This is a genomic window from Brevibacterium gallinarum, from assembly GCF_014836885.1.
Lineage (GTDB): Bacteria > Actinomycetota > Actinomycetes > Actinomycetales > Brevibacteriaceae > Brevibacterium > Brevibacterium gallinarum.
Genome location: NZ_JACSPY010000009.1, coordinates 45,456 through 59,272, shown reverse-complemented (window position 1 = coordinate 59,272; position 13,817 = coordinate 45,456). Strand labels below are relative to the sequence as shown.

At 68.0% G+C, this 13,817-nt stretch carries 12 protein-coding genes; 8 read left to right on the top strand and 4 right to left on the bottom strand.

Annotated elements, in window-relative coordinates; genetic code table 11:
* The first annotated feature begins 88 nt into the window (after positions 1-88).
* Entirely contained in the window at positions 89-1,270 is a 1,182-nt protein-coding gene (locus tag H9634_RS10090; RefSeq protein WP_191726533.1) for a DNA recombination protein RmuC, read from the top strand.
* Here H9634_RS10090 and H9634_RS10085 read toward each other — a convergent pair.
* Positions 1,259-2,608 (bottom strand): hypothetical protein, encoded by a 1,350-nt coding sequence (locus tag H9634_RS10085; RefSeq protein ID WP_191726532.1) that lies wholly within the window; start codon positions 2,606-2,608, stop codon positions 1,259-1,261. The genes H9634_RS10090 and H9634_RS10085 overlap by 12 nt on opposite strands.
* A 125-nt stretch (positions 2,609-2,733) precedes the next feature.
* Between H9634_RS10085 and H9634_RS10080 the strand changes: the two genes are divergently transcribed.
* The gene (locus H9634_RS10080; protein ID WP_191726531.1) at positions 2,734-3,840 is read left to right on the top strand and encodes a serine/threonine-protein kinase; all 1,107 of its coding nucleotides are present in this window, start codon (positions 2,734-2,736) and stop codon (positions 3,838-3,840) included.
* Between the two features lie 63 nt (positions 3,841-3,903).
* On the opposite strand, the gene H9634_RS10075 is transcribed toward H9634_RS10080, so the two are convergent.
* Entirely contained in the window at positions 3,904-4,992 is a 1,089-nt protein-coding gene (locus tag H9634_RS10075; protein WP_191726530.1) for a 4-hydroxy-3-methylbut-2-enyl diphosphate reductase, read from the bottom strand.
* A 109-nt stretch (positions 4,993-5,101) separates the two neighbouring features.
* Here H9634_RS10075 and xseA point away from each other — a divergent pair, with 109 nt between their 5' ends.
* Both xseA and H9634_RS10065 read left to right on the top strand, forming a co-directional pair.
* The gene (gene xseA, locus H9634_RS10070; RefSeq protein WP_191726529.1) at positions 5,102-6,406 is read left to right on the top strand and encodes an exodeoxyribonuclease VII large subunit; all 1,305 of its coding nucleotides are present in this window, start codon (positions 5,102-5,104) and stop codon (positions 6,404-6,406) included.
* Positions 6,407-6,468: 62 nt separating this feature from the next.
* Positions 6,469-6,726 carry an exodeoxyribonuclease VII small subunit gene (locus tag H9634_RS10065; RefSeq protein ID WP_175294416.1) on the top strand — a complete coding sequence of 86 codons (258 nt, stop codon included), beginning with the start codon at positions 6,469-6,471 and terminating at the stop codon, positions 6,724-6,726.
* 60 nt (positions 6,727-6,786) lie between these two features.
* Here the strand turns inward: H9634_RS10065 and H9634_RS10060 are convergent, their stop codons facing one another.
* Complete coding sequence (locus H9634_RS10060; RefSeq protein WP_191726528.1) at positions 6,787-7,371, bottom strand: DUF4245 domain-containing protein; 585 nt, start codon at positions 7,369-7,371, stop codon at positions 6,787-6,789.
* Positions 7,372-7,499: 128 nt separating this feature from the next.
* Here H9634_RS10060 and glpX point away from each other — a divergent pair, with 128 nt between their 5' ends.
* From glpX to H9634_RS10040, 4 genes are all read left to right on the top strand, one after another.
* Positions 7,500-8,627 (top strand): class II fructose-bisphosphatase, encoded by a 1,128-nt coding sequence (gene glpX / locus H9634_RS10055; protein WP_191726527.1) that lies wholly within the window; start codon positions 7,500-7,502, stop codon positions 8,625-8,627.
* Positions 8,627-9,292 (top strand): carbonic anhydrase, encoded by a 666-nt coding sequence (locus tag H9634_RS10050; RefSeq protein ID WP_191726526.1) that lies wholly within the window; start codon positions 8,627-8,629, stop codon positions 9,290-9,292. The genes glpX and H9634_RS10050 overlap by 1 nt, the downstream gene beginning before the upstream one ends.
* A 104-nt stretch (positions 9,293-9,396) precedes the next feature.
* On the top strand, positions 9,397-10,800 hold the full coding sequence (locus H9634_RS10045) for a class II fumarate hydratase (protein WP_191726525.1): 1,404 nt from the start codon (positions 9,397-9,399) through the stop codon (positions 10,798-10,800).
* 195 nt (positions 10,801-10,995) lie between these two features.
* Positions 10,996-12,261, top strand: a complete 1,266-nt coding sequence (locus H9634_RS10040) for a TsoY family (seleno)protein (protein ID WP_191726524.1) — start codon at positions 10,996-10,998, stop codon at positions 12,259-12,261.
* A 229-nt stretch (positions 12,262-12,490) separates the two neighbouring features.
* Here H9634_RS10040 and H9634_RS10035 read toward each other — a convergent pair whose 3' ends face one another.
* Positions 12,491-13,798 (bottom strand): PhoH family protein, encoded by a 1,308-nt coding sequence (locus H9634_RS10035; protein WP_191726523.1) that lies wholly within the window; start codon positions 13,796-13,798, stop codon positions 12,491-12,493.
* Between the last annotated feature and the right edge of the window lie 19 nt (positions 13,799-13,817).

Sequence of the window (13,817 nt, the reverse complement as noted above, 5' to 3'; positions counted from 1 at the left end):
AGCATGCCGGCTGGTCCTCCGCGCCCGAGGCGGTGGCCGGCAGCCGTGACCGGGCCCCGTTGTCCGTCCCTCCTGATTGACTGTGAGCATGGATGCACTCACGATCGTCATCACCCTTCTCGTCCTCCTCATCGGTGCGGCAGCCGGCTTCTTCATCGGCATCGCAGTCGCCCGCTCCCGCACGGCGGCCGATCTCGCCCAGGCGCAGACGGCCGAGCGGCTGCATGCCGAGCGCCTCCAGGCGCTCGAAGCCGATGCCGGGATGACCCATGAGCTGGCTGCGCTCATGGGCCCCCTGGCTGCGCAGGTGAATCGGCTGCATGCCGATGTCACCGGCTTCGAACGCGAGCGCACCGACCAGTTCGCCCGTCTCGATGCCCGGCTCGGGCACATGAGCCAGGTCGATGCGCAGCTGCAGGCCTCGACGTCGAACCTCGTGGCCGCCCTCAACGCCTCGGGCACCCGCGGGTCGTGGGGTGAGCTGCAGCTCAAGCGCGTGGTTGAGGCCGCCGGGATGCTCGATCACGTTGACTTCGACGTGCAGGTGACCGTCCAGGGACGCAGCGGCGAGCGGCTGCGCCCGGATATGGTGGTGCACCTGCCCGGTGACCGGCAGATCGTCGTCGACGCCAAGGCCCCGCTCGACCTCGGTCAGGACACCGGTTCTGGCAATGGATCCGGTCCGGCCGGGCGGCTGCGCTCCCACGTCCGCACATTGGCGTCGAAGGCATACTGGAACGCCTTCGAGCAGACGCCGGACTTCGTTGTGTGCTTCGTGCCGAATGAGGGTGCGCTCTCGGCTGCGCTGCAGGAGGATCCGCGGCTGTTCGAGGAGGCCTTTGCCGTCAATGTCATCCCCGCCTCCCCGGCCACCCTCGTCGCACTGCTGCGCACAGTCGCTTTGGGCTGGCGGCAGTACGAGCTCGCCCGCTCAGCCCGTGAGCTGCTGGCCACAGCCCAGGAGCTGCACGGGCGCATCGGCACGATGGCCGGCCATCTCGTGCAGCTGGGCAAGTCGATGAACCGCAGTGTGGAGGACTACAACCGGTTCGTCGGCTCCGTCGAAAGCCGCCTGCTCGTCACCGCGCGGCGGCTGACCGACATGGGGGCAGGCTCGACCGAAATCCCCATCGCCGAACCGCTCGACGCACATGCCCGCGGCCTCACCGCACCGGAGCTCCAGCAGCCGGCAGACCGGCAGACGCCGGATCAGCCCGCAGCGGGCAGACAGCCGCGGTCCAGTCAGCCGAGTACTCGTTCAGCGTCGTGAGCGGCGGATCGCCAGGACCGCGAGCAGCCCGGCAATGCCGAGGAACACCGCGCCTAAGCCGAGCCCGCCGACGCGCACCAGGCGGCCGGCTTCCATGCCGAACAGTTCCGGGACGGCCCCAGCGCCCTCCACCTCGGGAGCGGCCTCCAGCGTCTCCCCGGTCGTCTCCCAGGACAGCCGCACCCGCTGGGTGCCGGTATCCGCCTCGCCGACGAAAGGCGGTTCGATGAGCACTGCAATGTAGTAGTCGCCTGCGATCGACGAGGAGTGCGCCTCCTCGAAGCTGACGAATGCGTTGCGCGGATTCACCGGGTAGCGGGTCGTGAGCGCCGTCGTCGCGCCAGCATCGTCGATCGCGATACTGGTCTCACCGTCGGAGCCGCTGGCGTCTGCCATATCGGAGCTCGGCGCACCCTCCTCACCGGGCCGCCGGATCGCCACCGGCCGCAGGTTCGGGTCGAGGACCGCAAGCGTCAGCCGGTGATCGGCTGGTCCCGAGGTACGGGCGCGCACACTCAGCTGCTGGCCGGCGTCGACGGGGACACGGAAGAAGTGCCGCACCCCTGTGCGCACCTCAACATCAGCGGCCGGGTCCCTCAGGCGTGTGGCCGCATTGACGGTGGTACCGCCGGTGAGCGTCTCGGTCTCTGCCAGCGATTCGGGGAGGAACTCAGCAGCCGGCGGGTCTTCGACGGGCACCGGGAGCTGCGACCATGCGGCCGGGGCCTGGCGCACGAACTGCAGCTCAAGCGGCAGCTGCGCCGGCAGCTGCTCATAGGTCTCATTCCAGATCACGGAGACGATGAAGCTGCCCCCGCGCTGGAAGCAGGAGTCGTTGGGATTGTTGCCATCGAGCACCCCGGTGTTCGCCGAGACCATCACCGGTCCCGGGTCACTGGAGGAGACCCGGCCGGTGGCGCTGATCTCACAGGAGGCATCGGCCGGGGAGGCGATGGTGAGTTCGAGTGCGGCCGCGCCGATGGAGTCTTTCTCCTGTTCGAGCGGGGTGATGAGGCTGGCGGAGAGGTAACCGAGCTCGCCGTCGTCGAGCGTGATCCGGTAGGTCTGCGGTGTCCGGCTCTGCCCGATCTCCACGTCTTCGTAGTCGATGTCGTCGGCGTAGCTGCCCGGTTCGATCGTCGCAGCGTCATCGACGCTGCTGCCCCCGCGCACCTCGGTCCCTGCCGCGGGCCGGCCGGCAGGCGGTGACTCGGCGGCTGCACCGGGCGTGCCGCCGGCTGTCAGGACGGTCAGCGAGAGCGCGGCGGTGAGGGCGGTGGCAAGGCTGCAGCTGGTGAGCGCAGCCGGCAGCCGACGCAGCGGCGTGATCGCTGTCATCGCCTTCCCCCCCCTCTCCGTGCCCGTGAGTTTCGGTGCCGTGCGCACCGGGGCGGTTTCGGTGCCGTGCGCACTGGGCGGTTTCCAGGTGCTCGTGTCTGCGGCTTCTGGCTACAGTAGGCACCATGAGTGACACTATCGCAGGCCGCTTCACGCTGCTCGACCCGATTGCCAGCGGCGGTTCGGGCACGGTGTGGATCGCCCGCGATGAGCGTTTCGGGAACCTGTGCGCGGCGAAGGTGCTGCGCCAGCGCGATTCGGCTGATCTGCTGCGCTTCGTCCGCGAGAACACGGTGCGCCTCAACCATCCGCATGTGCTCGCCCCCTATGCGTGGGCGGCCGAGGATGCCCACGTCGTCATCGCGATGCCGCTGGTCACCGGCGGCGATCTGGCCGGTCTGCTGCGCGCCGGCCGCCGGTTCTCGGCAGCCGCCACCGCCGAGGCGATGCGCCAGATCCTCTCCGGGCTCACCGCGGTGCATGTCGCCGGCTGGATCCACCGGGACATCAAACCGGCCAACACCATGATCGACGCTGAACAACCCGATGTGCACCTGCTCGTCGCCGACTTCGGCATCGCCGTCGACACCAACGCCCCGCGCCTGACCCATTCGGGCATCGTCCACGGTACGCCTGGCTTCGTCGCCCCGGAGATCATGATGGGCGGTGACATCTCTCCGGCTCAGGACGTGTGGGCGGCCGGGCAGATCGGCAAGCGAATGCTCGGTCTCGACGACGAGGCCGCCGCCGAGGCGGTGCGCACCTCCGCCGATCCGCTCGCCTCAGGACTGGTGCACCTGCTCGATGACCTCACGGCCGCCGACGCCCGTCAGCGCCCGACCCCGGAGACAGCCGCAGCGGCGCTCAGTCGGCTCGGTCTGCGCGGGCCGTTCCACTTTGCCGACGGCACCCCGTGGCATCCGCAGCGCGTCATCAGCTCTAAGGCGCTGCCACAGGATCCGGCGCCGACGCTGGCGCTCGTCCCACAGGCGGATCCGACGCGCGTCGATGACCGGCGTGCGGCCTCGGGCCCACCGGCGCCCGGCTCGCCGCCGGGCGGTGCGGCTCACGGCGGCGCGGACGCGCATCCGCACACCGCGATCGGTCACCCGCGAGCGAGCACGCAGCAGCGCTCTTCAGGCAGGGGGCTGGCCGCCTCGGCGGCTGTGTTCGCGTTCATCGGCGCGCTGCTCATCCTCGTCGGGATCTTCCTGCCCGACTATCTCGGCTGAGCCCGGCTGCCTCAGCTGAGCCCGACTGCCTGGGTAGAGCTGCCCTGCCGGGCGGCTGAAACCTCAGACGATCTCGTGTTCGCGGTTGGCGCCGTCGCGCTTGTTCGAGGTCTTCTGGCCGGCGGCCTTGAGGTCCTTGCGCAGCTCGCGCGGCAGCGAGAACATCAGGTCCTCCTCTGCGGTGCGGACCTCGTCGACCTCGCCGTAGCCGTATTCGGCCAGGAGCTTGAGCACGTCCTCGACAAGCGTCTCGGGCACCGAGGCGCCGGAGGTGACACCGACGGTGGCGACGTCGTTGAACCACTCCTCGTCGACCTCGCGGGCGAAGTCGACGCGGTGGGCGGCCTTCGCGCCGTGTTCGAGGGCGACCTCGACGAGGCGCACGGAGTTCGAGGAGTTCGCTGAGCCGACGACGATGACGAGGTCGGCGTCCGGGGCGATCTTCTTGACCGCGACCTGGCGGTTCTGGGTGGCGTAGCAGATGTCGTCGCTCGGGGGCGCGATGAGCTGCGGGAAGCGCTTCTTGAGGATGTCGACGGTCTCCATCGTCTCGTCGACGCTGAGCGTGGTCTGCGAGATCCACACCATCTTGTCCGATTCTGGGATGTCGAGGGTGCGGGCCTCCTCGGGATTCTGGATGAGGGTGATGTGATCAGGTGCCTCACCCATCGTGCCCTCGACCTCTTCGTGCCCGGCGTGGCCGACGAGCAGGATCGAGTAGCCGTCGCGGGCGAACCGGATCGCCTCGCGGTGGACCTTGGTCACCAGTGGGCAGGTCGCATCGATGGTGTCGAGGCTGCGTTCGGCGGCCTCAGCGTGGACCTGCGGGGACACGCCGTGAGCGGAGAACACGACGCGCGCGCCCTCGGGCACCTCGGAGGTCTCGTCAACGAAGATCGCACCGCGTTCGGCGAGCGTGTCGACGACGTGGCGGTTGTGCACGATCTCCTTGCGCACGTAGATCGGGGCGCCGTAGTGCTCGAGGGCGCGTTCGACGGCGATGACGGCGCGATCGACGCCGGCGCAGTAGCCGCGCGGGGCGGCCAGCAGCACCTTCTTCTCGCCTGCCGGCTGGCGGATCTCAGACGGATCCTTGCGCACACGAGGAACGGACGGGACCGGGAGATTCACTGCAGTAGTCACGTCTCCCATGGTAGGCGGCTTGGCTGAACACCACCACAAAGGCCACGCTGTGCTGCACCGGCGGCGGTGTCTGTCCCTCCCGTTAGACTGCACAGCAGTACATGGAAGGAGTCCCGGCGTGGCACAGCGGATCAGCGGCACCCCCGGCACCCTCGGCCAGAAACCGATCGAGGAGCTGCCGCGCAAGGCAGCCGAGACGACCCCGGACAACCCGTGGCCGCTCAGCCTGCTCAGCCGCAACATCAAGAGCTACATCGACCGGATGTCGGCGGTGTGGATCGAGGCGCAGGTCATCGAGTTCAACCGCCGCGGCAAGGTCAGCTACCTCACCCTGCGCGACACCGATGAGGAGATGTCGCTGCCGGTCCAGGTGTTCAGCAACGTCCTCGACCGGGTCGAGACACCCCTGAGCGAGGGCTCGCGTGTCGTCGTCAACGTCAAGGCCGACTTCTGGCTCAAGGCCGGACGGATGATGATGCGCGCCAATGACATCAGGCCCGTCGGCCTCGGTGAGCTGCTCGCCCGGTTGGAGAAGCTGCGCCGCACCCTGGCTGAGGAGGGGCTCTTCGACCCGGATCTCAAGCAGCCGTTGCCGTTCCTGCCGAACCGGATCGGGCTCATCACCGGCCGGAACTCCGATGCGGAGAAGGACGTGGTGCGCAACGCCCACCTGCGCTGGCCGGCTGCCGAGTTCGAGATCCGCAACACCGCAGTCCAGGGCCCGGATGCGGTCCCGCAGGTGCGTGCCGCCCTGGCTGAGCTCGATGCTGATCCGGCTGTCGATGTCATCGTCATCGCCCGCGGCGGCGGCAGCCTGGAGGATCTGCTGCCGTTTTCGAACGAGTCGCTCATCCGCGCCGTGTTCGCCGCCCGCACCCCGGTGGTCTCCGCGATCGGGCATGAGGCCGACCGGCCGATCCTCGACGATGTCGCCGATCTGCGCGCCTCCACCCCGACCGACGCGGCCAAGCGCCTGGTGCCCGATATCCACGAAGAGCGCATGGACTTACTCCAGGCGCGCGCCAGCCTCGACGGCGCGCTCGACCGCCTGCTGCGCAGCGAGCAGGCAGGGCTCGACAGTGTCCGCTCCCGGCCGGTCATGGCCCAGCCGATGACGATGGTGAGCGCCCGCGAAGACGAGCTTGCCACCCTCATCACCCGCGCCCGCCAGGCACAGCGCAGCGCCCTGACCCAGGGTGCTGCCCACGTTGAGCACCTGCGCGCCCAGGTGCGCGCGCTGTCCCCGCTGAGCACCCTGGAGCGCGGCTACGCCGTCGTACAGACAGCAGACGGATCAGCCGTCCGCGACGCCGCAGAGCTCTCCACCGGTGACGGTGTCCATGTGCGCCTGGCCCGCGGCCGCTTCGACGCCGACGTCACCACCATCCACCCAGACGCACCCGGGCCCGACACCCTCGACTGAGACCACCCCGGTGCGGCAGACCGCTCCCCGACTGACTGACGAAGCATTCCGAAAGGACCGTAATGGCTGAGAAGAACACGACCACCGCAGAGCCCACCGCCGAACACCTCGACGTGTCGGGGCTGTCCTATGAGCAGGCGCGCGAAGAGCTCGTCTCCACCGTGCGCTCGCTGGAGGCGGGGAACCTGCCGTTGGAGGAGTCGCTGCGGCTGTGGGAGCGCGGCGAAGCGCTGGCCGATCACTGCCAGGCGTGGCTCGATGGAGCCCGCAGGAAGCTCGAACAGGCGCAGGCCGCCCGTGAGGAGAAGGCCGAAGGATAGGCTCCGGTCCTCAGCAGGGGGCGGCTTCAGGCTGGCTGGTCAACCCTGTGGGCCGGATTGTTACGGGCCGGCCTGTTCCGGGCCGGCCTGTTCGACGGCCTGCTTGGCGAAGAACTCATAGGTCTGCGCATCGGCACGGCCGATGAGCACAGCGGTGCTGCCATCGAGCTGACCGACCAGCGCCTGCTTGCCGTCTGGCCCGTCATAGGAGGTGAAGGCGACACCGTCGATGTCGCTGGTGCTGACCTCGACGAAGCCGTCGAGCTCCGATTCCACCCAGCGCTCATCGCCATCGGCCTGACGCAGGGTCATCCAGCCGCGCTGCGGTCCGACCGAGGAGAGATACCAGGTGTCATAGGCAGGGGCGCCCATCGGCTTGAACATCGCCTCATTGGCCATCCAGCCCTCCGGCAGCGTCGGCACGACAACCGGGAACTCGGCGCGGGTCTTGACCGATTCGGCGATCGTCTCGTAATCGACCTCGCGTTCGAACTGGCCCTCCTTGGGCTCCGGCACGAAGGCCAAGCCGATGAGGACGACCACGAGACAGGCCCCGAGCGCAATGACCATATTGACCCAGTTCGAGCTGAGCTTGAGAGCCCGGACGTTCTCGCCGCGGGGTGGTTGCGTCTGTTGCTGTGCCACTGCCTCACCTGATGTCGAACACGATTGTCAGCCGATCCATTGTCCCCCGGCCCGCGCCCGGGCACAAAACCGCAGACAGCGCCTCACCCGCGCCATCCACGCGCGGCCACTAATGGCACAATGAAGACATGACTGAGACCCCGTCTGAGAATCCGACAGAGGAAAAAGCCCACCACTCCGGAGGCCGGGCAGAGACCCCGCCGGTGGCTGTGACCGATGAATGGTCCCGCCGGCTGCAGCAGGACGAAAGCGGCCCCGACCGCAACCTCGCCCTCGAGCTCGTCCGCGTCACCGAGGCAGCTGCTCTCGCTGCCGCCCCGTGGGTGGGCCGCGGGGACAAGAACGCAGCCGACGGCGCAGCCGTGGCCGCGATGCGCAATGTCATCTCCACCGTCTCGATGACCGGCACCGTCGTCATCGGCGAGGGCGAGAAGGACGAAGCGCCGATGCTGTACAACGGCGAGCCCGTCGGCAGCGGACGGGGACCGCGCGTCGATGTCGCCGTCGACCCGATCGACGGCACCACCCTGACCGCCAAGGGCATGCCCAACGCCATCTCCGTCATGGCCGTCAGCGAAGGCGGAGCCATGTACGACCCGTCTGCGGTGTTCTACATGGAGAAGCTCGTCACCGGCCCTGAGGCCGCTGACTTCGTCGACCTGCGCCTGCCGGTGGCCGAGAATATCCGCCGAGTTGCCAAGGCCAAGGGCAAAGGCAAGGACAACTCCTCGGTCACCGTCGTCATCCTCGACCGGCCCCGCCACGAGCACCTCATCGACGAGGTCCGCCAGGCTGGTGCGCGCATCCGCCTCATCAGCGACGGCGACGTCGCCGGTGCCATCGCCGCCTCCCGCCCGGGCACCGGCATCGATATGCTCATGGGCATCGGCGGCACCCCTGAAGGGATCATCACCGCGTGTGCGATCAAGGCGATGGGCGGTGTCATCCAGGGCCGCCTGTGGCCGCAGTCCGAACAGGAGCGGCAGAACGCCGTCGACGCCGGTCTCGACCCCGATGCGGTGCTCAACACCGATGAGCTCGTCACCGGTGACAACACCTACTTCGTGGCCACCGGCATCACCGAAGGCGACCTGCTCGACGGGGTGCGCTACACCGGCCAGCATGTGCTGACCCACTCACTGGTCATGCGCTCGCGCTCCGGCACCGTGCGCACGGTCAACGCCGAGCACAAGATGGCGAAGATGGACTCCTACGTCGAGGCCGCAGAAGAGGCCGCTCGCCGGGGGCTGGTCTGATGCCCGAAAGCGAATACAGCTCCCCAGCCGCCGCGTTCCTCCGGCTCATGGACGGCAACGAACGCTTCGTTGCCGGCACCCCGCAGCACCCGAACCAGGACGCTGTGCGCCGGGAGGATCTCAAGACCGCCCAGGCGCCATTCGCCACGCTGTTCGGCTGTTCGGACTCGCGTGTGGCCGCCGAGATGATCTTCGACGTCGGTCTCGGCGACATGTTCGTCGTGCGCACCGCTGGCCAGGTCACCGACTCCGTCACCCTCGGCAGCCTCGAATACGGCGTCGAGGTCCTCGGCACTCCCCTGCTCGTCGTGCTCGGCCACGATAACTGCGGGGCGATCACCGCCACGATCGAGTCCTTCGACTCCGGGCAGACACCTGACGGGTTCATCTCCGATGTCGTCGCCCGCCTGCTGCCGGCCGTCGTCCACGCCCGCGCAGCCGGCCGCACCGACGTCAACAGCACGGTCGCGCAGAACACCGTCGACACCGTCAAGCGCCTCTACCAGCGCTCAGCGATCCTGCGCGCCGCCGTCGAAGAGGGCCGGCTCGTCATGCTCGGACTGACCTACCACCTCGCCGACGGCCGGGTGAAGGTCGTCAGCCGGATGGGCGCCCAGCCCCCGCGCGTCCCGCGCGCCGACCCCGCCCACGCCAGCAACCAGTAACGAGTAACCACCTGCATTCTGCATCTGACGCCATCCCGGCACCCACCGCCTCGGGAACGGCCGACCAGCCCCGCCCAGGGGCGCACATGAGACAAGGAGACACGATGGCACAAGAGTTCCGCATCGAACACGACACCATGGGCGAGGTCAAGGTCCCCGCCGACGCCCTCTACCGCGCCCAGACCCAGCGCGCAGTCGAGAACTTCCCGATCTCGGGCAAGACGCTTGAACGCCAGCACATCGCCGCTCTGGCCCAGGTGAAGAAGGCCGCCGCGCGCGCCAACGAGGAGCTCGACGTCCTCGACGCGACCCGCTCCAACGCCATCCAGGCTGCTGCGGATGAGGTCATCGCCGGCGAACACGACGCCCACTTCCCCATCGATGTGTTCCAGACCGGTTCGGGCACCTCGTCGAACATGAACACCAACGAGGTGCTCGCCACCCTGGCGACGAAGGCCCTCGCAGGCGAAGGCGTCGAGGTCCACCCCAACGACCACGTCAACGCCTCGCAGTCCTCCAACGACGTCTTCCCCACCTCCGTCCACGTCGCTGTGACCTCCGCTCTGGTCCACGAGCTCAAGCCGGCGATGGAGAAGCTCGCCGCCAGCATCGAGGCCAAGGCCAAGGAATTCAAGGACATCGTCAAGTCCGGGCGCACCCACCTGATGGACGCCACCCCGGTGACGCTCGGCCAGGAGTTCGGCGGCTACGCCGCGCAGGTGCGCTACGGCATCGAGCGCATCGAGGCCTCCCTGCCGCGCGTGGCCGAGGTCCCACAGGGCGGCACCGCAGTGGGCACCGGCATCAACACCCCCGACGGCTTCTCCTCCCGCGTCGTCGAACTGCTCGCCGAGCAGACCGGTCTGCCGATCACCGAGGCACGCAACCACTTCGAGGCCCAGGCCAACCGTGACGGACTCATCGAGGTCTCCGGGCAGCTGCGCACGATCGCGTACTCGTACATGAAGATCAACAACGACCTGCGGTGGATGGGCTCGGGACCGAACACCGGCCTGGGCGAGCTGCACATCCCGGACCTGCAGCCCGGCTCGTCGATCATGCCCGGCAAGGTCAACCCGGTCATCTGCGAGGCCGCGATCCAGGCGATGGCCCAGGTCGTCGGCAACGACACGACCGTCGCGCTCTCGAGCACCAACGGCGCCTTCGAGCTCAACGTCGGCATCCCGGTGATGGCCGCCAACCTGCTCGAGTCGATCCGCCTCATCGCCAACATCTCGACTGTCATGGCCGAGAAGATGATCAACGGGCTGACCGCCAATGAGGAGCGCTGCCGATTCCTCGCCGAGGCCTCACCGTCGATCGTCACCCCGCTCAACAAGGTCATCGGCTACGAGGCTGCTGCCAAGATCGCCAAGCACGCCGTGGCCAACAAGATGACCGTCAAGGAGGCCACCATCGACCTCGGCTTCGTCGAGGACGGCTCGATCAGCGAAGAGGACCTCGACAAGGCCCTCGACGTCTCGACGATGATCGGCTCCTACACCTGAGCCCAGCCGGCAGGCGCACGCGCCTGAGCTGAGCTGACGCCACGGCGCCCCGCAGTCCTGGACCACCGGGATCTGCGGGGCGCTGCTGCGTTCCGGGATCACACAGATTGATACCCCTAGGGGTATGGTATGGTGATCGTGCAGCTATACCCCAGGGGGCATTCGGGCTGTTCCCCGCTGACCCAAGGACGCACCATGATTCGCAATCTCGGAGAGAAGTACTCCCCGCTCTACTTCCTGGCCGCCCTCGGCTTCGGAGGCACGTCGGTGTTCTTCTTCATGTACTTCATGTTCCTCACCCCGCACCCGCAGACCCCGATCCCGACCTTCGAGTCCATCGCCGCCGCCTGGGCCACCGGCCCGGTCGCCATGCAGGCGGCGATCGCCATCGCCTATGTCGGCATGAGCGTCTTCGCCCTCGGCCACCTGGGCCTGCTGGCCTGGAACCTCAGCGAACTCGCGATCTTCAAGCGCACCCCCGCCTACCAGGGACTGCTCGGCTCGAACGCCCGGGTCACCCTGATGGCCGTGCCGCTGACGCTCGGCATGACGATCAACACCCTCTTCGTCACCTCCGCGACCCTCATCCCGGGCCTGTGGAACGTCATCGAATACCTCTTCCCGCTCGCCCTCGCAGCCTTCGCCGCCGTCGGCTGGCTCGCCTTCCGCACCCTCAAGGACTACCTCGGCCGGATTCTCACCGGCGAGGGCTTCGCGATGGAGAAGAACAACGGCCTCAACCAGCTGCTGGCTGTCTTCGCTCTCGCGATGATCGCTGTCGGCTTCTCCGCCTCGGCGGCGATGAGCACCGTGCAGGCGACCGTCGTCATCGGCTTCATCGGCTCGCTCGTCTTCGCCACTGCTGCGATCGGACTGTTCCTCCTCGTCGTGCCCGTCGGCTTCGCCTCGATGCTGCGTCACGGCCTCGGTGTCGAGAACAGCCCGACGCTGTGGATGACGGTGCCGATCGTCACGCTGCTCGGCATCATGTTCATGCGCGACTTCCACGGCTTCGCCACCCTCAGCGGATTCGCCGGTGCTGAGCAGCCCGGCACCGCCACGCTCGTGCCGTTCGTCGTACTCACGGTCCTGCTGGCCTTCCAGACCGTCGTGTTCATGTTCGGCAAGGCGGCGATGAACCGCAACGGCTACCTGCGCCGGTTCGTCTACGGCCGTGAGGCCTCTGCCGGTTCGTTCGGTCTGGTGTGCCCCGGTGTGGCCTACGGTGTGCTCGGCTTCTTCTGGCTGCACGCTGGCCTCGTCGGTGCCGGCATCGTCGAGCGCAACTCGGCGGTGTACTTCGCGATCCTCGCCGGCCTGCTGACCGTCCAGCTCGTGACGATCGCCGGCACCCTCAAGCTCGTGTCCAACAACCTGCTGATCCGCCGCACCCCGGCCGCCGCGACGGCAGACACCACTGCCGAGGCGCCGGCACAGGTTCCGGCACCGGCGTCTGTCTGAGCAGGCCAGATGCGAGGATGTGCGTTGACTACCACTTCGACGACTCTCGATATGGTACTCAACGATTACCAAATCCCGGTTTCGCCTGCGTTGAGTACCACATCGAGCACTCTGGATATTGCACTCGGCGTCGATCCGGCCAGTACGGCCGCACCTTGACACCGGATGAGGGCCCGTCTCCCGCCGCAATCAGCGGTGGGAGACGGGCCCTCGCGTTCGGGTGTGTCGCCTAGGCGACGTAGGAGTCCTCCAGCACTCCGGTGACGAGGTCGGCGATCGCCGAGCGCTCAGCACGGGTGAGCGTGATGTGGCCGAAGAGCGGGTGCCCCTTGAGCTGTTCGATGACCGCGGCGATGCCGTCATGGCGGCCGACGCGCAGGTTGTCGCGCTGGGCGACATCGTGGGCGAGGACGACACGGGAGTTCTGCCCGATGCGCGAGAGCACGGTCAGCAGCACCGTGCGCTCCAGCGACTGGGCCTCATCGACGATGACGAACGCGTCGTGCAGCGACCGGCCGCGGATGTGGGTCAGCGGCAGGATCTCCAGCATGCCGCGGTCGATGACCTCGTCGATGACGTGCTTGGAGACGAGTGCCCCGAGCGTGTCGAAGACCGCCTCGGCCCACGGATTCATCTTCTCCGCCTCGGCGCCGGGCAGGTAGCCGAGGTTCTGCCCACCGACGGCATACAGCGGCCTGAAGACCATGATCTTCTTATGCGTGCGCTCCTCCATCACCGCCTGCAGACCGGCCATGAGCGCCATCGCCGACTTGCCGGTCCCGGCCCGGCCGCCCAGGGAGACGATCCCGACATCGGGGTCGAGGAGCATGTCGAGGGCGATGCGCTGCTCAGCCGAGCGGCCGTGCAGGCCGAAGGCATCGCGATCGCCGCGGACGAGTTTGACGGTGTTCGGTGCTGAGACCCGCCCGAGCCCAGACCCGCGCGGTGAGGAGATGACAAGCCCGGTGTTGACGATCTCGTCGGCGACCGCATCGGTGTGCACGACGCCGGAGTCGAACAGCTCGTTCATCTGCGCTTCGTCGAGATCAAGCGTGCTCAGCCCGGTGAACCCGGATTCGGTGGCCTGTTCGGCGAGGTACTCCTCGGTCTTGAGCCCGACCGCTGAGGCCTTGACGCGCATCGGCACGTCCTTGGTGATGACGATGACGTCATCGCCTTCGGCCTGCAGGTTCCGGGCGACGGCGAGGATGCGGGTGTCGTTCTCGGTGCGGTCGAAGCCCACCGGCATCGTCGAGGCGTCGATGTGGTTGAGTTCGACGCGGATCGATCCGCCGTCGTCGCCGATCGGCAGCGGCTCGTCGAGGCGCCCGAAGTCCTCGCGCAGCTCATCGAGGATGCTGAGTGCGCGCCGGGCGGTGACACCGAGCTCGGGGTGGTGGCGCTTGGCTTCGAGCTCGCTGACGACGATGAGCGGAATCACCACCTCGTGCTCGGCGAACCGCATCATTGCGTGCGGGTCAGACAGCAGGACCGACGTGTCGAGCACGTACGTGTGGGTGTCGCTTATCGCGGCCATGGGGCTCCCCTATGCATCG